This window comes from Saccharopolyspora elongata (assembly GCF_004348985.1).
Lineage (GTDB): Bacteria > Actinomycetota > Actinomycetes > Mycobacteriales > Pseudonocardiaceae > Saccharopolyspora > Saccharopolyspora elongata.
Genome location: NZ_SMKW01000018.1, coordinates 115,933 through 133,918 on the forward strand (window position 1 = coordinate 115,933; position 17,986 = coordinate 133,918).

At 70.2% G+C, this 17,986-nt stretch carries 17 protein-coding genes, 1 pseudogene and 1 riboswitch; of the genes and pseudogenes, 4 read left to right on the forward strand and 14 right to left on the reverse strand.

Annotation, left to right across the window (positions count from 1 at the left end; all coding sequences use genetic code 11):
• The first annotated feature begins 20 nt into the window (after positions 1–20).
• A complete protein-coding gene (locus E1288_RS15960; RefSeq protein WP_207954371.1) occupies positions 21–1,682 on the forward strand; it encodes a hypothetical protein in 1,662 nt (553 codons plus the stop codon).
• 256 nt (positions 1,683–1,938) lie between these two features.
• Here the strand turns inward: E1288_RS15960 and E1288_RS15965 are convergent, their stop codons facing one another.
• The 8 genes from E1288_RS15965 to E1288_RS16000 all read right to left on the reverse strand — a co-directional run bounded on the left by E1288_RS15965 (position 1,939) and on the right by E1288_RS16000 (position 8,441).
• Complete coding sequence (locus tag E1288_RS15965; protein ID WP_132485793.1) at positions 1,939–2,487, reverse strand: GNAT family N-acetyltransferase; 549 nt, start codon at positions 2,485–2,487, stop codon at positions 1,939–1,941.
• A 32-nt stretch (positions 2,488–2,519) separates the two neighbouring features.
• The gene (locus E1288_RS15970) at positions 2,520–3,371 is read right to left on the reverse strand and encodes a GDSL-type esterase/lipase family protein (RefSeq protein WP_235883581.1); all 852 of its coding nucleotides are present in this window, start codon (positions 3,369–3,371) and stop codon (positions 2,520–2,522) included.
• Positions 3,372–3,453: 82 nt separating this feature from the next.
• The gene (locus E1288_RS15975) at positions 3,454–3,840 is read right to left on the reverse strand and encodes a YybH family protein (protein WP_132485795.1); all 387 of its coding nucleotides are present in this window, start codon (positions 3,838–3,840) and stop codon (positions 3,454–3,456) included.
• A gap of 202 nt (positions 3,841–4,042) precedes the next feature.
• On the reverse strand, positions 4,043–5,002 hold the full coding sequence (locus E1288_RS15980; protein ID WP_235883582.1) for a hypothetical protein: 960 nt from the start codon (positions 5,000–5,002) through the stop codon (positions 4,043–4,045).
• 171 nt (positions 5,003–5,173) lie between these two features.
• A complete protein-coding gene (gene larC / locus E1288_RS15985; RefSeq protein WP_132485797.1) occupies positions 5,174–6,388 on the reverse strand; it encodes a nickel pincer cofactor biosynthesis protein LarC in 1,215 nt (404 codons plus the stop codon).
• Positions 6,385–7,053: a nickel pincer cofactor biosynthesis protein LarB gene (larB, locus tag E1288_RS15990; protein ID WP_132485799.1), complete on the reverse strand. Its 669-nt coding sequence runs from the start codon at positions 7,051–7,053 to the stop codon at positions 6,385–6,387. The genes larC and larB overlap by 4 nt, the downstream gene beginning before the upstream one ends.
• Entirely contained in the window at positions 7,050–7,868 is an 819-nt protein-coding gene (larE, locus tag E1288_RS15995; RefSeq protein ID WP_132485832.1) for an ATP-dependent sacrificial sulfur transferase LarE, read from the reverse strand. The genes larB and larE overlap by 4 nt, the downstream gene beginning before the upstream one ends.
• A 189-nt stretch (positions 7,869–8,057) precedes the next feature.
• Complete coding sequence (locus E1288_RS16000; RefSeq protein ID WP_132485800.1) at positions 8,058–8,441, reverse strand: VOC family protein; 384 nt, start codon at positions 8,439–8,441, stop codon at positions 8,058–8,060.
• Positions 8,442–8,626: 185 nt separating this feature from the next.
• On the opposite strand from E1288_RS16000, the gene E1288_RS16005 reads away from it, so the two are divergent.
• A complete protein-coding gene (locus E1288_RS16005; protein WP_132485802.1) occupies positions 8,627–10,138 on the forward strand; it encodes a helicase HerA-like domain-containing protein in 1,512 nt (503 codons plus the stop codon).
• Between the two features lie 43 nt (positions 10,139–10,181).
• Positions 10,182–10,294: riboswitch (TPP riboswitch) on the forward strand.
• Positions 10,285–11,610 carry a purine-cytosine permease family protein gene (locus tag E1288_RS16010; RefSeq protein WP_132485804.1) on the forward strand — a complete coding sequence of 442 codons (1,326 nt, stop codon included), beginning with the start codon at positions 10,285–10,287 and terminating at the stop codon, positions 11,608–11,610. (Overlaps the previous riboswitch by 10 nt.)
• An 8-nt stretch (positions 11,611–11,618) precedes the next feature.
• Here E1288_RS16010 and E1288_RS16015 read toward each other — a convergent pair whose 3' ends face one another.
• The 3 genes from E1288_RS16015 to E1288_RS16025 form a co-directional block, all read right to left on the reverse strand.
• The gene (locus E1288_RS16015) at positions 11,619–12,359 is read right to left on the reverse strand and encodes a helix-turn-helix transcriptional regulator (protein ID WP_235883583.1); all 741 of its coding nucleotides are present in this window, start codon (positions 12,357–12,359) and stop codon (positions 11,619–11,621) included.
• A gap of 65 nt (positions 12,360–12,424) precedes the next feature.
• The gene (tnpB, locus tag E1288_RS16020; RefSeq protein ID WP_132485806.1) at positions 12,425–13,774 is read right to left on the reverse strand and encodes an IS607 family element RNA-guided endonuclease TnpB; all 1,350 of its coding nucleotides are present in this window, start codon (positions 13,772–13,774) and stop codon (positions 12,425–12,427) included.
• Positions 13,774–14,346 (reverse strand): IS607 family transposase, encoded by a 573-nt coding sequence (locus tag E1288_RS16025; RefSeq protein WP_132485808.1) that lies wholly within the window; start codon positions 14,344–14,346, stop codon positions 13,774–13,776. The genes tnpB and E1288_RS16025 overlap by 1 nt, the downstream gene beginning before the upstream one ends.
• A 49-nt stretch (positions 14,347–14,395) precedes the next feature.
• On the opposite strand from E1288_RS16025, the gene E1288_RS16030 reads away from it, so the two are divergent.
• Entirely contained in the window at positions 14,396–15,025 is a 630-nt protein-coding gene (locus E1288_RS16030) for a carboxylesterase family protein (RefSeq protein WP_207954372.1), read from the forward strand.
• 190 nt (positions 15,026–15,215) lie between these two features.
• Here E1288_RS16030 and ispH read toward each other — a convergent pair whose 3' ends face one another.
• From ispH to E1288_RS16045, 3 genes and pseudogenes are all read right to left on the reverse strand, one after another.
• Positions 15,216–16,142, reverse strand: coding sequence for a 4-hydroxy-3-methylbut-2-enyl diphosphate reductase (ispH, locus tag E1288_RS16035; protein ID WP_132485812.1), 927 nt, complete (start codon positions 16,140–16,142; stop codon positions 15,216–15,218).
• A 280-nt stretch (positions 16,143–16,422) separates the two neighbouring features.
• Positions 16,423–17,466 carry a family 2 encapsulin nanocompartment cargo protein polyprenyl transferase gene (locus E1288_RS16040; RefSeq protein ID WP_132485814.1) on the reverse strand — a complete coding sequence of 348 codons (1,044 nt, stop codon included), beginning with the start codon at positions 17,464–17,466 and terminating at the stop codon, positions 16,423–16,425.
• Between the two features lie 87 nt (positions 17,467–17,553).
• Positions 17,554–17,986, reverse strand: a pseudogene (locus E1288_RS16045) (Crp/Fnr family transcriptional regulator); the annotation flags it as partial.

The following is a 17,986-nucleotide window of genomic DNA, read 5'->3' on the forward strand; positions in this document are numbered from 1 at the left end:
GCGCGGCGCTGCCCGGCGGCATGGCGCAAGCGCGCGACTCGCGGCGCCTGGACTGGCTCATGGACATGGTCCACTCGAACCCGGGCGAACCACCGACGCGCAGCGCCTACAACGACCCGCGAACGCTGGCTTCGCACGGCCACAACGCGCAGGTGGTCAACGAGTTCCGGCCGCCGCACACCGCCGTCACCTTCGACGGTTTCGACGAGCGGATCTTCCCACCGGGCTCGGACGCCAGGGCGTGGGTCGAGTGGAACGCCGCGACCATCGACGAGCGGATCCGGCAGATCCACCGCGCGGGCCTGCGGGCGCTGTACTTCACCGACATCATCGTGCTGCCGAAGCGCCTGGTGGAGCTCCACGCCGGGGAGCTCCTCGACGGCGACGGGCGGATCTCCCTGGATCGCCCGCTGACCAGGCAGATCCACCGGATCATGCTGGCCGAGGTCTTCGACCGCTTCCCGGGCCTGGACGGGCTGGTGGTGCGGACCGGCGAGACGTACCTGTCGAACACGCCGCACCACACCGGCAACAACCCGATCACCCGCGGCGCCGAGAGCCACCTGCTGCTGCTCGACATCCTCCGCGAGGAGGTCTGCGCCAAGCGCGGCAAGCTGCTGTTCTACCGCACGTGGTCGTTCGACGGCTTCCACACCGATCCGGCGTACTATCTGAGCGTCACCGACCGCGTCGCGCCGCACCCGAACCTGATCTTCTCCATCAAGCACACCCAGGGCGACTACTGGCGCGCCAGGGCGTTCAACCCGACGCTCGCCATCGGCAGGCACCCGCAGGTCGTGGAGGTGCAGTGCCAGCGGGAGTACGAGGGCAAGGGCGCGCATCCGAACTACATCGGCGACGGCGTGCTCAACGGGTTCGAGGAGAACGCCGGCGCGACCGGGCCCAACGGGCTCGCCGACATCCGGGATCACCCGAACCTGCGCGGGATCTGGACCTGGTCGCGCGGCGGCGGCTGGCGCGGGCCGTACATCGAGCACGAGCTCTGGTGCGACCTCAACTTCGCGGTGGTGAGCCGGTGGGCGCGCGACACCGGGCGCGCCGAGCGGTCGATCTTCGACGAGTACGGGCGGCTACTAGGCCTGTCCGCAGTGGACAGAGGTCATTTCCGGTGGCTCGCGCTGGCTTCGGCGGCCGGAGTGCTGCGCGGACATTACAGCACCGTGTTCGAGCTGGGCCGGACGACGTGGCTGCGGGACCAGTTCCTGGGCGGCTCGGACAAGGACCTCACCGCGGACTTCCAGCGGGTGCTCGACGCCGGGCTGGTGGACGCGGCGTTGGCGGAGAAGGCGGCCGCGGTGGCGATCTGGACCCGCATCGACCGGCTGGCCGCCCAGATCCGGCCCCCCGATCCGGAAACCCGTGAGTACCTGCGGGTTTCGAGCAGGTACGGGCTGCTGCTGCACCGGGTGATCCACCACGGCTGGGGCGCGATGCTGCGCGGCTTCGCCGGCGACCGGACCGGCAGCTACGACACGGCGGCCATCCGAGCGCACATCGCCGGGTACGACCGGGCCTGGTCGGAGTTCCGGCGCCTCGCCGACGAGAACCCCTCGTGCGCTTCGCTGTACGTCCCGCAGTCGTTCGGGCCGCGGAACCCGGACGGCACCTACGACGCCGATCCGGATCACGGCATGCGCCAATCCGTCGACCGCTACCGGTGACCTCCGGGCGCGGATCGGCTTACGGGTCCTTTCAAAATGCGGCGTCAGCCGCATGCGGTGAGGGACTCAACTCGCACCGCCGCGGGTTCTCAGACCGTGCCCGCCCTTCTGGGCTACTGGGCGAGGCCGTCCCTGATGCCCGCGTATTGGACACACGTATAATAAGTCGGGGCTCCCACAGTCCAGGCGGCGTCTGTAACTCCCGCAGGGGAGCGCTACTCGCACCGCCACGCAAGCCCATTGAAGAAGTCATTTCTTACGAACGGGAGCGCCAGTCGGAGGCGAGTAGGGACCAGACCTCGACGTCGCGGCGGCGGCCCTGGTACAGGAAGGATTCGCGCAGCACGCCGTCGAGGCTCATGCCCAGGCGCTGTGCCGTCGCCTTGCTCCGGTGGTTGTCCGCGTCGTTGCGCCACTCGACGCGGCTCATGCCGCGCACGCCGATGGCCCAGCCGATCAGGTGGGTTGCGGCGCGCGTGATCAGGCCCCGGCCCTGCGCCTCCGGCGCGAGCCACACGCCGAGCTCGCAGACGCCCGAAGGCACGTCGAAGATCCGGAACAGGATCCCGCCGACGAGGTCGCCGCGCAGCCGGATCCCGTAGATGCGCCCCTCGTCGGCGGCCTGCCGGTCGGCGTAGCCCTGCAGGTAGGCCCGGGCGGACGCCTCGTCGGTGACGATCTCGGTCCACGGCATCCACGGGGCCAGGTGGTCGCGGTAGCGCTCGGCGTGGGCGGCGAACTCGGCGGCCTGCCAGGGCTCGAGCGGCGTCAGCGCGGCGTCTTCGGTGAGGGGATGGCTGAACATGCGTCTCCGTTCAGAGATCGGTCGAACGCATCCTAGTCCGGCGCGGCGACGTTCCTGAGCGACTTTTCCGGAGAGTCCTCAATGGACAGAGTGTTTCGGCGGGGCGGCAGCGCGGCGCGCAGGAGGATCGTCAGGGAGTACCGGAGGAGGTCGTGGCCGCGGCCGAACAGCCACGGGACGCCCTTGGCGAGCAGCCACCGCAGGTGGTCGAACCCGCTGACCCGCGCGCCGCCGGAGCACTCCAGCGACACCGTGCCCGGCACGGCCAGCCCGGCCGCGGCGAACCGGTCGGCGAAGGCGGCGGCGAGCATCCGGTGCCCGAGCTCGGAGGGGTGCAGCCGGTCCACGCTCCACGTCGCAGGGTGGTAGGCGCCCGGCAGCCGGTCCAGGTCCACGACGCCGGCGGCGTGTTCGGCGGCGACGGCGTCCAAGATCCGGTTGAGCTCGTCGATCCGCCTGGCCAGCGCCCTGCGCAGCGGCCCGGGGAGCCGGAAGACCCGGCCGTGGTCGTGGTAGCGGATCGTCACGACGACCGCGCCCGCGGCGGCGAGCGCGCGCACGACGTCGTTCAGCTGCCGCCGCAGGCGGCCCGCGTCGAAGTCGGAGCGCATGGTGTCGTTCATGCCGACCATCACCACGGCGGCATCCGGCGCGGCCCGCAGTGCGGCGGGCAGCTGGGCGTCGTGCACGGCCGCGACGCGCGCGCCGCTCGCCCCCACGTTCGCCAGCTCCGCGGCGCCGAGCGCCTCGGCCAGCAGCGGGGCGAACCCGCGCCAGCCGCCGGCCACCGGGTCGCCCATACCCACGGCGACCGAATCGCCGAGCACCGCGAGGGTCCGTGTCCTCCGCGGGCCGCGCGGGCCCGCCGTGATCGCGTCCTGCACGTGATCATCGTGATGGCCGTGCTTCCTGCGGCGGTGAGACGGCGGTGACCATCCGGCGACCGCTGGGCGAAGAATCGGCGCGTCAGCCCGGCGCGGCGCGGTAGTCCTTGTCGGGCCAGAACGGCCACTCCTCGAAGGCCCGGCACGTCCCGTCCGGGGCGAACCGGATGACCCACAGGTCTCGGTACTCCTGCGGCACCGAACCGCCGTAGCGGACCTCGACGCGGACGACGGCGGTGTCGCCTTCGAGCGCCACGGGGCTGCTCGTCAGCTGGAACTCCTCATCGGGCCCGGCCCGCTCGGCCTCCCACATCCGCCCGATGGCGGCGAGCCCGACGACGGGTTCGAGGTAGGGGGCCTGCCGGTAGCTCGCGTCCGGGGAGAAGATCCCGGCGAGCGCGTCGACGCCAGGGGCGCGCCAGGCCCGCTCGTAAGCACCGACCCACGCGAGTACTCGCTCCCAGTCCATGGTCTGGAGAGTCTGGCACCGCCAAGCGCCCCGCGCTGCTCCGAAGCCCTAGCGGCTCCCGTTCAAGGCTGTGAAGTGAACGGCCTGTTCACCTAGCTTGGCGGAGCAAACGGTCCGTTCACCTCAGCCGAGCACGCTCCGGTCGGTGGTATGAACGGCCTGTTCACCTCGATAGGCGGAGTGAACAGGCCGTTCACCTCCTTCATCTGATCCTGGTGACGGCGGTGACGGGTGGGCGTGGGCGGTGCAGCGCCTGCTGATAGGCGTTGCGCAGCTCCGCCAGGACCTTTTGGGGTTCGGTCCGGAGCTGTGATGGGAGCGTGTGCACCACGACGATCCCGGCTGCTGTCATAGTCGTGTGCCGGCGCACGGTGAGCTGGTAGTCAGCCGGTGACAGGTGGTATTCGAGTGAATCGATCTGCCACGCCAACGCGGCGTCGTCGAACCAGCCATCGGGGATTCCCAGCAGCTTTCCGGTGGGGTCGAGAATGCGGACATTCCATTGCATCTGCGGAAGATCGCTGTGCTGCAGCAGTCGGTATGCCCAGCCCTCCGCGGGTGAGTGGACATTGGCGAACATTTCGCGCAGGACCACCCGGCAACGAGCAGTGCCCCGGCCCGAGCCTTCGTCCAGCTCTTCGGCGAGGGCCGACGGCTCGACTAATCCACGTTGAACCGGCTCGGCCAGCAGCGCACGAATCTGGTCGATGTCGGTGAGTCTCCGTGCCGCGTCGAGTACAGCTCGCGCAAGCGGTGCTGCCGGAAATCCGGAGCAGATATGCGGTTCGGGAAGACGCGAGGTTCGTTCGACCACCACGTAGCGGGCGGATGCTCGCTTGCGTGCCTCCGGTATCAGCACATGCACCTTCGAGAACGGCGGCAGCCGTTGGAGCCCGTGCAGCTCGGCGGCCGGAAGGCCGGTCAGCTGCGCGCCTTGTCCTGCGTAGCGCAGTGCGGACTCCAGCCGCTGGCGGGTGGTGGGCGTGCCGTTGCTCAGCAACAAGACGCCAGGGAGCAGGCGGGTCCAGGGGCCGTCTCTGCTTGCTCGTCGATGAACTGTTTGTCGTGGGACACCCAGCAGATCCAGTTCTCTCGCCGTGATGATCTTGTGCCTGGCGAGGGTCGCAACCCCATCCCAGTCGATCAGTGTTAGCTTTGGCATGCGAATGACTTTGGCGCGCAATGGACTACCGCCGCCAGGGCCTTTCTCGGATCCGTGGATAAGTCCGTGTCCTGTGGATAACTCGATGCCACCGGACCGGATGATTCGGAGTGAACGGCCCGTTCGCTCCGCTAGACGGCGCAAACGGTCCGTTCGCTCCGCTGTCTCCGGTTATGCGGGTGAGGTGAACGGACCGTTTGTACCGTTAGAAGAGGTGAACAGGCCGTTCGCTTGTTCCCCCTGCAGGGGTTCAGCGGCCGCGAGGGCTTCGGCCGCGACGGTTCGGAGGGGGCGGCCCAGGGCAGCCGCTGCCGCGGCGACGTCGTCGTGCTCCGGTTTCGCGTGGTGGGGGCCGTGCTTGATGCGGATCTGGTGGCCTTGCACCGTGACCGTCGTGGTCCGGCGGGGCAGGGCTCGGCGGTCCACCGCGTGGCGGCGGATCCCGAGGCTGCCGGTTTCCGCCAGCACCAGATCGGAAAGCCCGGATTCCAGCTCCGGGCGGCACAGCACGTGCAGCACCTGGGCCGGGCGGGACTTCTTCATCGTCGCCGGCGTCGTCCAGGCGTCCGCCGCGCCGCGCTCCAGCGCGCGGTTGATCACGTGTCCCAGCACCTCGCCGGTCACATCGTCCACATTGCACTCCAGGACCACCATCGGCTCGGCCGGTTCGGCGCCCAGCGGAACCCCGAGCGTCGCCGAAAGCACGTTGGGGCGCTGGGGGAACCGGCGCGTGCCCGCGCCGTAGGCGGTGTCCTGCACGGTCATCGCCGGGGGAGGGGTGAAGCGGGTGCCGATGGCCTGCAGCAGGGCCGCACCGGTCGGCGTGACCGTCTCGCCCGGCAGGTCGGTGCCGACGACGGCCGCGCCGCGCAGCAGCCGCAGGGTCGCCGGGGCGGGCGCCGGGAGCACTCCGTGGCTGCACCGCACCGTTCCGCTACCCAGCGCCAGCGGCGCGGAATGCACGGCCGTGATGCCCAGGGCGTGCAGCGCGGCGGCCACGCCGACGGTGTCCACCACGGTGTCCAGCCCGCCGATCTCGTGCAGGTGCACGTCGTCCGGGTGCTCGCCGTGCAGTGCGCCTTCCACCTCGGCGATCGCCGTGATCGCCGCGGCGGCCAGCTCCGCCACGGGTTCGGGCCGGGCCTGCCGGACTCGCGCGATCAGCTCCGAGGCGTGCCGTTCGGTGCTGGTGTCGTCGACGTCCACCACCGCTTTCGTCGCCGCGATGCCGTTGACCTGCACCTGCTCGATGGACAGCCGCCAGCCCGGCAGCCCGGTCGATGCCACGGCCGCGCGCACCCGGTCCAGCGGCGCGCCGAGGCCGAGCAGCGCGCCGAGCAGCATGTCCCCGGAGACGCCGGTGACGGGGTTGAGCCAGAGGATCATCGGGGTTTCGCCACCACCTGGGCCAGCCGGTGCGCGGCCATCGCGGCGCCGAACCCGGAATCGATGTTGACCACGGTCAGGCCCGCCGCGCAGGACGTCAGCATGGCCAGCAGCGCCGTCACGCCCTCCAGGGCCGCGCCGTAACCGGTGGACGTCGGCACCGCGATCACCGGGCAGGCCACCAGCCCGCCGACGGCGCTGGCCAGTGCGCCCTCCATGCCCGCCACCACGATCACCGCGTCGGCCCGGTCGAGCTCGCCGCGGGCGGCCAGCAGCCGGTGGATCCCGGCCACCCCGACGTCGCGGACCACCTCGGTGGACAGCCCGATCGCGGCCGCCACCGCCTCGGCTTCGGCGGCCACCGGCCAGTCCGAGGTGCCCGCGGTGGCGATGCAGACCCGGAACGCCCCGGCCGCCGCCGGCCGCCACACCAGCAGCCGCGCGGTCTCGTGGTAGGTGCCGCCGGGCACCGCGATCTCCGCGGCGACGTCGGCCTCCACGCGGGTCACCAGCACCGGGCCGGTGCCCCGGGCGAGGAGTTCGGCGACGATGCCGGCGATCTCCGCAGGCTGCTTGCCGGGGGCGTAGACGACCTCGGGGAGGCCCTGCCGGGATTCCCGGTCGGTGTCGACCCGCGCGTACCCGAGATCGGTGAACCCAGTCATGACGCGGTCCGGGCCGGCAGCAGCGGCAGCAGCACGTTCATCCGTCCACTTCGGAATCCGGCCAGATCCAGCGCGCAGAACTGGAAACCGGCCTCGCGCACCGCGCGGTCCAGCTCTTCACGCCGTGTCGCGGCCCGGTCGATGTCGGCCGCCGGGACCTCCAGCCGGGCCACCGTGCCCTGGCCGTGCGCCCGCACGCGGCACACCTCGAAGCCGAGGCGGTGGATCGCCGCTTCGGCCTCCTCGATGCGGCCGAGCACCTCGGGCGTCACCGGGTCGCCGTAGGCGACGCGCGAGGCCAGGCACGCCGCCGCCGGTTTGTCCGCAGTGGACAGTCCGAGTTCCTGGCTGGCCCGCCGGACCGCCTCCTTGCTGAGCCCGGCGTCCACCATCGGCGCGATGACGCCGCGCTGCGCGGCGGCCTGCTGGCCGGGCCGGTGGTCGCCGAGGTCGTCCAGGTTGGTGCCCAGCGCGATGCCGGCGCCCATGGCGGACGCCAGCGGCTCCAGAGCGTCGAACAGTGCGGACTTGCAGTGGTAGCAGCGGTTTCCGTCGTTCGCGGCGTACTCGGGGCGGTCTGCCTCGTCGGTGCAGACCTCGATGTGCGCGAAGCCGCGGCTGCGCGCGAACTCCTTGGCCTGCCGTCGTTCGGCGGCGGCGAGGCTGGGTGAGACGGCGGTGACCGCGAGCATCCGCGAACCGAGCACCTCGTGCGCCACGGCTGCCAGCAGCGCCGAGTCGACGCCGCCGGAGAACGCCACCACGAGGGCCTCCTCCGCGCCGATCCGTTGCCGGAGACGATCGAGTTCGGGCATGCTCACGGTGGCTCCTTTCCTCCGTCTTCGACCGCCCGGCGATGGGAACGCCATGGTCCGGACAGGTGGTCTGACCACACTCTAACCGGATTCGGCGGAAGATCCCATCCCCTGGAGCACGCGCGCGCGAGCGCGCTGGGCGGCTGCCGCGATCCAACGCGCTCTCCGTGCTTGACCAGGGGGAATCTGCTACTGGCCGCTGCCGTAGGGCTTGGTGAGGATCTCCAGGGCGTGGCCGTCGGGATCGTCGAAGTAGACGCCGCGACCGCCGTCCCGGGTGTTGATCTCACCCGACTCCTGGTGCGCCGGGTCGGCCCAGTACGGCAGCTCCTGCGCCTTGATCCGCCCGAAGATCTCGTCGAACTCCTCGTCGCTGACCAGGAACGCGTAGTGCTGCGGGACGATCTTCTCGTCGGTCTCCAGGTAGTCCAGCGTGACGTCGTTGCTCGTCTGGACGCACATGAACGGGCCGAACGGTTCCGGGTCCGGCAGGCCGAGCAGGTCGGCCACGAACCGCGCGTGGGCGACCTTGTCGGACGTGGCGACGATGGTGTGGTTGAGCTGGACGGGCATGGTGTTCTCGCTTTCCTCGTCGTGTTCCGATGTTCCCGAGGCTAGGAGTTGTACCTAGGTCGAGGTCAATACCGGCCCTGGCCGGACTCGCCGACGCATCGCTCGTCCGGGTGGCGAGTCGCCCGAGCGGGAACCCGGCGGCATAGCGTCGAGCGGGCGGGAACCGGCGAGGAGCGGAGGGCGCGGTGGCGGGCAACGCAGCACAGGAGATCGCTTCGGGCTACGCGACCGAAGGCGCGGCGGTCGAGCTCGGCGCGGTGGTCGTCGACGGCTCGGTCGATGCCGCTGCCGCCGTGCGGATCCCGCTGGCGACGATGAACCGGCACGGCCTGGTGGCGGGCGCGACCGGCACGGGCAAGACGAAGACGCTGCAGCTGCTGGCCGAACAGCTGTCCGACGCGGGCGTGCCGGTGCTGCTGGCCGACGTCAAGGGCGACCTCTCCGGCCTGTCCGCTCCTGGTGAGGGCGGCGACAAGGTGGCGGCCCGCGCCGCCGAGGTCGGCGACGACTGGCGGCCCGCGGCGTTCCCCGTGCAGTTCCTGTCGCTGGGCACCGGCGGCCGGGGCGTGCCGATCCGCGCGACCGTGACCGGCTTCGGGCCGCTGCTGCTGGCGAAGGTGCTCGGCCTGAACGCGACGCAGGAATCGACGCTGGGCCTGATCTTCCACTGGGCCGACGAGCGCGGGCTGGCGCTGCTGGACATCAAGGACCTGCGCTCGATGATCCAGTATCTGACCAGCGACGAGGGGAAGGCCGAGCTCAAGGGCATCGGCGGGGTCTCGGCCGCCAGCGCGGGCGTGATCCTGCGGGCACTGTCCAATTTGGAGGCCCGGGGCGGGGACGAGTTCTTCGGCGAGCCGGAGCTGGCGGTCGCCGACCTGCTCCGGCAGGTCGACGACAGGGGCGTGGTGAACCTGCTGGAGCTCGACGACGTGCAGGCCGACCCGGTGCTGTACTCGACGTTCCTGATGTGGCTGCTGGCCGAGCTGTTCGAGGAGCTGCCGGAGGCCGGCGACCTGGACCGGCCGAAGCTGGTGTTCTTCTTCGACGAGGCGCACCTGCTGTTCAGCGACGCGTCCAAGGCGTTCCTGGAGCGCATCGAGCAGACCGTCAAGCTGATCCGGTCCAAGGCGGTGGGCGTGTTCTTCTGCACGCAGCTGCCCACCGACCTGCCCAACGCGGTGCTCTCCCAGCTGGGTGCCCGGGTCCAGCACGCCATCCGGGCGTTCACCCCGGACGACCAGAAGGCCCTGGCGCGCACGGTGAAGACCTACCCGACGACCGAGCACTACGAGCTCGACGAGGCGCTGACGTCGCTGGGCATCGGCGAGGCGATCGTGACGGTGCTCTCCGAGACCGGTGCGCCGACGCCGGTCGCGTGGACCCGGCTCCGCGCGCCCCGCTCGCTGATGGGCGCGATCGGCGAGGACGCGGTGCGAGTCGCCGCCGCTTCGTCCGATCTGCACGGGAAGTACCAGCAGACCGTCGATCGGGAATCCGCCTACGAACTCCTGGCGAAGAAGATCGCCGTCGCGCCCGAGACGCCGGAAAAGCCTGAAGTGCCGGAAAAGTCAAAAGCGTCGGGTTTCCTGGAGAAGGCGATGGACAATCCCGCGGTGCGGTCGTTCTTCCGCTCGGCGGCGAGCGCCTTGGGACGGGAGATCACCCGCGGCCTGTTCGGCAACCGCCGCCGGTGACCCGGCTGGCATCCGTCACCTGATCGGGGTAGGGTGTCGCCGACTCAATCCACGCGGGAGCTCGGGCGTACCGGGCTGAGAGGGTGGCACCACCGCGCCACCGACCGCAGAACCTGTCCGGATAATGCCGGCGTAGGGAGCTGTTGATGGCGCTTGACGTCGATCGTGCCGAAGTTCCGCACACCCTGGACGAACCGGCGCCGAAGACGCTCGGCGTGCTCGACCAGGGCGCGTTCTGGGGCAACCTCGGGGTGAGCCTGCTCGGCTTCAGCGGTGCCCTGGCCGTGCTCGCGCCGGCCGGTGTGCCGCAGCTGTCGTTCGCCGCCGCCGTCACCGCGTGCGTGGTGGGCACCGTGATCGGCAGCATCATGGTCGGCCTCGCGGCGGTTCCGGGAGCGCGTACCGGCGCCCCGGCGATGATGCTGCTGCGCGGCCTGTTCGGCACCAAGCTGTCGTACCTGCCGACGGTGCTGAACATCCTGCAGCTGATCGGCTGGGGAACCTTCGAACTCCTGGTGATCGCGCAGGGCGCGGAGGCGTTGTTCGGTGGCGGCCCGCACTGGTTGTACGTGCTGGTGGCAGGTGCGCTGACCACCGTGCTCACGTTGCGCCCGCTCGGCGCGCTGCGCCTGCTGCGCCGCTACGTCAGCATCGCGGTGGCGATCGCGATGGTGTACTTCTTCGTCCAGCTGCTGCGGCAGCCGCTGCCGGACATGAACACCGGTTCCTGGCAGGGCTTCTGGCCCGGCGCGGACGCCGCGCTGGCGGTCGCGGTGTCCTGGATCCCGGTCGCCTCGGACTACTCGCGGCACTCGAAGTCGGTGTCCGGCGCGTTCACCGCCGCGACGGTGGGCTACTCGGTCACCCAGATCGCCTGCTACCTGCTGGGGCTGATCGGGCTGGCGATGGTGGCCGGCGACCCGGACAAGGTGTTCGACCCGATGCTGGCGGTGCCGCTCGGGGTGATCTTCTTCGGCATCCTGGTGCTGCGCGAAGTCGACCAGTCCTTCGCCAACACCTACTCGACCGCGGTCTCCATCCAGAACCTGCGGCCCAGCGCCGACCGCCGGGTGCTGTGCGTGATCATCGGGGCGTTGATCACCCTGCTCGCGCTGACCCTGGACATCGCCGAGTTCTCGAACTTCCTGCTGCTGATCGGCTCGGTGTTCGTGCCGATGTTCGGCGTGCTGGCGGTGGACTACTTCCTGCACGGCCGCCGCCGCAGCTACGACCTGTCCGCGCAGGCGCCGTCCCGCTGGGGCATGCTGCTGGCCTGGTTCCTGGGCTTCGCGGCGTTCCAGCTGATCAACCCGGGCGAACTCGGCTGGTGGAGCCGGCTGTGGACCGGTCTGCGGGACGCGCTCGGCTTCACCGTCCCGGCGTGGATGAGTGCCGCGCTCACGTCGTTCGTCGTGGCCGCCCTCGCGGCCGCGATCATCGGCGCCTTCCGCCGGCGCGGCGCGGAGAGCTGAGACGCGCGCTAATCCCGCGCACGCATCGCGAGCAGCTTGATCGCGTCCTCCGCACCGGAGCCGTCCGTGGTCGTGACCACGACCACGGACGGCTCCGGCGAGCGGGCCGGCACGAGGATCTGCTGCGCGACCGCGAGCGGGCCCACCAGCGGATGACGTAGTTCGTACTCGTCCGCTTCGCAGGGCTTGACCCGGTGATCGCTCCACAGCGCCGCGAATTCCGGGCTCTTCATGGACAGTTCGCCGACGAGCGAGGCCAGCAGGGCGTCTTCGGGATGCCGCCCCGCGACCTGCCGGAGGTTGCCGACCACGGCGCGCGCCTTGCGCTGCCAGTCCGCGTAGAGGTCGCGGGTGTGCGGGTCGAGGAACAGAATCCGGGCCAGGTTCGGCCGGTCCGCCGGGCGTTCCGGAGCGGTTCGGTCGAGGTGCCCGGCCAGCAGCGCGTGGCCCAGCGCGTTCCAGGCCAGCACGTCGGTCCGCCTGCCGAGGACCAGCGCGGGCACGGCCCCGAACGACCGCATCAGGTCGCGGGTCAAGGGGGCGAGCCGTTCCAGGGGCGGGCGGCGCTGCGGCCGGGGACGTTGCGCGGCGAGCCGGTGGAGGTGTTCGCGCTCGTGCTCGTCGAGCCGCAGGGCTCCGGCGAGGGCGTCCAGGATCGCGTCGGAGGCATTGACCGACTGGCCCTGCTCCAGGCGCGTGTAGTAGGACACGCTCACCCCGGCCAGCTGCGCCAGTTCTTCCCGCCGCAACCGTTCAGAAAACGTGTAAAAACGTTCTCTGAGCCCGTGCCTTGCGGCTCGAGCGTTGGCCCGGACTAGAGCAACATCAGCTGCTGTGGTCCGGGTCTTCCCGTGGCAGTACCCGCCGCACCCAAGTGGGTCGTCTTACGTGGGTTTCCATCGGGCTCGTTTACCGTCACGACACAACTTGCCGAAGACGCACCGTACTCGTGCTCCACGAGCGCGGCCAGATTGTGTGCCGCGTTGAAGTCCCGGTCCAGGACCAGGCCACACGCTTCGCAGGCAAAGGTGCGTTCGGATAGGCGCAGCTTGGCTTTCACCACACCACACGCCGAACACGTCTTACTGCTCGGATACCAGCGGTCCGCAACGTGCATGTGCACACCGGCCCACGCGGCTTTGTACTCGATCTGGCGTCGGAGTTCGGCCATACCGACACCCGCCACATGCCGCGCGAGCTTCCGATTGGCCAGCATCCCGGACACGTTGAGGTCCTCGATCACCACCGCGCCGTAGGTGCGCACCAGCCGGGTCGAGAGCTTGTGCAGCCCGTCCTGGCGTGCGTTGGCGACCCTCGCGTGCAGCTTCGAGATCCGTGCTTGGGTTGTGCGCCATCGCCTCGACGGCTTCCGGCGAGCCCTCTTGTCTGGGCCGATACGACGCGCGGCTTGCCGCTGAAGCCTCCGCAGCTCCCGCAGAGCCACTTCGAGATGTTTCGGGTTCGCGATGACCTCACCCGTGGAGAGCACGGCGAGGGACTTGATCCCGAGATCCACACCCACCGCTGTACCGGGCTGGGCAGGCTTCGGGTCCTGCCGTTGGATCTCCACAGAGAACGAGCAGAACCAGCGACCTGACCGGTATGACACCGTGGCCGACCGGATTCGTGCCGTACCTCGCTCGACGTGCCGTGCGAGTTTCCGGCTCGATTCGTGGGTACGCACGGTGCCGACCCGGGGCAGCTTCACATGCCGCCGATCAGCATCGACAAGGCCGAAGCTTCCGGTGGTAAACCGGCACGACAACACTGCTCGCTTACCCTTGAACCTGGGGAACCCCAGCTTGCGGCCTTTTCGCCTGCCGTTACGGGATGCCTCCCAGTTGCCCAGCGCGGTCGCCAGGTTCGCCAAACCGGACGAGTATGCCTCTTTCGAGTTCTCTCCCCACCACGGCGCAACCTCGCTCTTGGCCTGATTCCAGTCCTTCCTCAAGGAGTACGCCGACCACGACAACGGTGGGGTCAGGTCGTCGCTGTCCAGGCCGTAGGCCTTTTCGGCGGAACGCTGATCCAGGTTCGCCCGGATCCGCGCCAATCCCCAGTTGTAGGCGAACCGCTGTCCACCACAGTGGGACCGGAGCGCGGCTTCCTGCTCGGGGGTGGGGTCAAGCGCAAACCGGTACGCCTGAAGAACCGTCTCTCCCACTACTCGACCACCTCAGCGGTCGCGTACTGAACACCGCGCTCCGCTCGTTGCCGAGCCGACCGGCGTCCGTACAACCGGGCGCGCATGGAGGTGAGAACTTCCACCATGTCGCGCACCAAATCGTCTTTCACCTCATCCGGGTGGAGCACGACCAGTTCACGGCCAGCGGCCGATAGGGCGGCTTCCAGGTGCTCGACACCGAACCGCGCCAAACGGTCTCGATGCTCAACCACAATCCGGGTCACGGCTGGATCGGCCAGCACTTTTCGAAGCTTCGAACGATGCCCGTTCAGTCCAGAGCCGACCTCGGTCACCGTGGCATCCAATGTGATACCCCGCTGGGTGCAAACTTGGGCAACTCGACCGGCCTGTCGAGTGAGATCGTCCTTCTGGTCCGCTGAGGACACCCGGCAGTAAGCCACTGTGCGGCCATCCTGGGCTTTTGGCGGTTCGACAAGGATTGTGCCGGTGGGAAGCTGACGAGCGGGCACAGGCAGGGTTCCCGCGTGGAACCAGTTCAACGCGGAACGGTACGAAACACCCTGCTCACGCGCACAATCCATCAACTTCACGCGCGCAATCTAACACTGGCTTACACTGGTCGACGCGCCGCTCGGCGGTTTGGACCTGCGGACCAGCACCCGGTTCGACCCGCTGCTCGGGCTCAGCGCGTTCAGCCTGGTGCTGGACCGCCAGCCCGCCGAAGCAGTGGCCGACGGAGCCGGTGCCGAGGTCGCGCTCATCGTCGGCACGAACACCGAGGAGGGCAATCTCTACCTTGCGCCGCAAGGAAGAATGGCTACCACGACCGACGATGACGTGCACGACGTTGCAGCCCGGGTGCACGCCGATCCGGCCGCGCTGGTGGCGCGGTACCGGGCGCGGCATCCGCGAGCGAGCCCTGGCGAGCTGTGCTCGGCGATCATGGGCGACGCGCTGTTCGGCGAGGGAAGCCGCAGGCTCGCCGAGGCGCACGCGGCACACGGGCGGGGGCCGACCTACACCTACGAGTTCGCCTGGCGATCGTCCGCAGTGGACGGATCGCTCGGCGCGGCGCACGCGGTGGAACTGCCGTACGTGTTCGACCGCCTGGACCTTCCCGCACTGCGCGGCCCCCGCGGACTGCTCGGCCCGGCGGAGCCGTCCGAGGCGCTGGCCGAGTGCATGCACGGTGCGTGGGTGCGCTTCGCCCGCAGCGGCGATCCCGGCTGGGCACCGCCGGAAACCCGGCGCTTCACAGGGCAGGAGTGACTTGGGGGTCCTTCTAGGAAGGCTTCGGGCCGGCTCCTCCCGAAGGCGCCCGGTGCCGGACAGGTTGGCGATCTCGCGCGAAATCGCCAACCCGCCCCCACGGCAAGCGGCGATTTCGCGCGAAATCGTCGCCCTGCGTCCAGGCGGCCCGGTCTCACGAGCGTCCGCACCCTCGTTCTGGAACGACCCCTCAGCGCAGGGGTGCCGGGAGTTCGAAGTGGACCTTCTCCCGGGTCACCTCGTGCTCGATGACCGTGGCCGGGGCGAGGTGGTCGATGACGTCCTCGACCAGGCCCGGCGGGGCCGAGGCGCCCGCGGTGAGGCCGATCGTGCCGACGCCGGACAGCCAGGCCGGCTGGATGTCGCCGGCGTCGTCGATGAGGTGGGCGGGCGTGCCCTGGCGGCGCGCCAGTTCCACCAGGCGCTGCGAGTTCGAGGAGTTGGCCGAGCCGACCACCAGCACCAGGTCGCACTCCCCGGCGATCGCCGACAGTGCGTCCTGCCGGTTGGTGGTGGCGTAGCAGATGTCCTCCGACGACGGGCCGCGCAACGTCGGGAAGCGGTCGCGCAGCGCGGCGACGATGCCGGCCGTCTCGTCGACGGCGAGGGTGGTCTGCGTCAGGTACGACACCCGCTTCGGGTTCGGCACCTCGACCTCGGCGACGTCCTCGACGGACTCCACCAGGACCGTCTGGCCGGGCGCCTCGCCGAGCGTCCCCTCCACCTCTTCGTGTCCACTGTGGCCGATGAACACGAGGGTGTCGCCGCGCCCGGCGAACCTCCGAGCCTCGGCGTGCACCTTCGCCACCAGCGGGCACGTCGCGTCGATGACCGCCAGGCCGCGCCGATCCGCTTCCGACCGCACGGCAGGGGAAACGCCGTGCGCGGAGAAGACCACGGTGGCGCCGTCGGGTACCGCGTCGAGCTCGTCGACGAACACGGCGCCGCGGTCCTCCAGGTCGGCGACCACGTGCGTGTTGTGCACGATCTGCTTGCGGACGTAGATCGGGCCGCCGCGGAGCGCGAGCGCCTGTTCCACGATCTCGATGGCGCGGTCGACTCCGGCGCAGAACGAGCGCGGCGCCGCGAGCAGCACCGTGCGCTGTTGACTCGGCATGACTGCACTCCAATGTCGGTCGGCTGAACCCCGGTACCGGACCGCCGCGCGCCCCGCGGCCGGTTCGGCACCGGGCGTCAGTGTCTGCTTTGAAGCGGCGGTAGCCGCTTGCGGTGAGGGACTCAGCTTGCGCCGCCGCGGGTTCTCAGGGGTCGCCTCGCGAGGACAGCCCCGGCGCCGCGTATTGGACATACATATAATAAGTCGGGGATCCCGGAGTGAGGCGGCCCCTGAGGTTCCGCTACCCGCACCGCTACGCAAATCGCATTGGGCACACTCTCTAGTGGTCGCGGCGGGTCACCAGGTGGGCTAGGGCGTCGAGTTCTTCGGCCGCGCGCGGCGCCGGGTCGCAGCGGCGGAGGTCGCTGAGGGCCGAGGCGAGCAGGTCGTCGGCCTGGTGCTGGCTCCAGGTGCGGCCGCCCGCCAGCGCGATCAGCTCCGCGGCCTGGGCCAGGTCACTGCCGGACAGCGGCTGATCGCGGAGGTAGATCGCGGCCAGCCGCTGCCCGGCCGGCGTGCCGGAGGTCAGCGCGGAGACCACCGGCAGGGTCTTCTTGCGGGTGCGCAGATCGGAGAACACCGGCTTGCCGGTGATGGCCGGATCGCCCCAGATGCCGAGCAGGTCGTCGACGTGCTGGAACGCCAGGCCCAGCCGCTCGCCGTAGCTGCGCATCCGGGCGATCTGCTCGGCCGAGCCGCCGCCGAACATCGCGCCCAGCGCGCAGGCGCAGCCCAGCAGCGCCCCGGTCTTGTCCCGGGCCATCCGCTGGCACTCTGCCAATTCCACATTGCGCCGGTCCTCGAAGGCGAGGTCCGCGGTCTGGCCGTTGATCAGGTTCAGCACGGCGGTGCTCAACGTCCGCACCGCGGCAGCGGCCTCGGGGTGCCGGCACGCGCCCAGCACGTCGGCGGCCAGCGACAGCAGGGCGTCGCCGGCGAGGATGGCCGGGCCGCTGCCGAACACGGTCCACGCCGTCGGACGGTGTCGCCTCGTGACGTCGCCGTCCATCACGTCGTCGTGCAGCAGCGAGAAGTTGTGCACCAGCTCCACCGCGACGGCCGCGGGAACCGCAGCAGCGGGATCGCCGCCGACGGCGGCGGCAGAGAGCAGCACCATCGTGGGCCGCAGCGCCTTGCCCCGGTCGGCGCGGACCGGGTTGCCGCGCTCGTCCAGCCAGCCGAGGTGGTAGCCGGATATCTGCTGCATGCGAGTGGGCAACCGGTCGACCGCGGCCCGCAGAGCGGGCTCGACCATCGTGCGGCTGCGCGTGAGCGCCTCATAGGCCGTACCCGCCCGGTTGGCGTCCTGCTGAATCGTGGCCATCCGACTTCCCTTCGACAAACAAATGCGGTGTTCCGGACTCGTTCCGAGCACCGGTCACGAGGTGGTTCGCCGCGTCCGAACGCGGTGTCAGCGGGCGATTTCGACGTTCTCGAGCACGCCGAGGGCGTCGGGGACCAGGACCGCGGCGGAGAAGTAGGCGCTGACCAGGTAGGAGATGATCGCCTGCTCGCTGATGCCCATGAACCGGACGTTGAGCCCGGGCCGGTACTGGTCGGGGATGCCGGTCTGCTGGAGGCCGATGACGCCGTGGTCGTCCTCGCCGGTGCGCAGCGCCAGGATCGAGCTGGTGCCGCGATCGCTGATCGGGATCTTGTCGCTGGGCAGGATCGGCACGCCCCGCCAGGCGTGCACCTGGCGGCCCTGCGCCTCGGTGGTCGCCGGGTAGATGCCGCGCCGGTTGCACTCCCGGCCGAACGCCGCGATGGTCCGCGGGTGGGCCAGGAAGAACCTGGTCTTGCGGCGGCGGGAGAGCAGTTCGTCGAGGTCGTCGGGGGTGGGC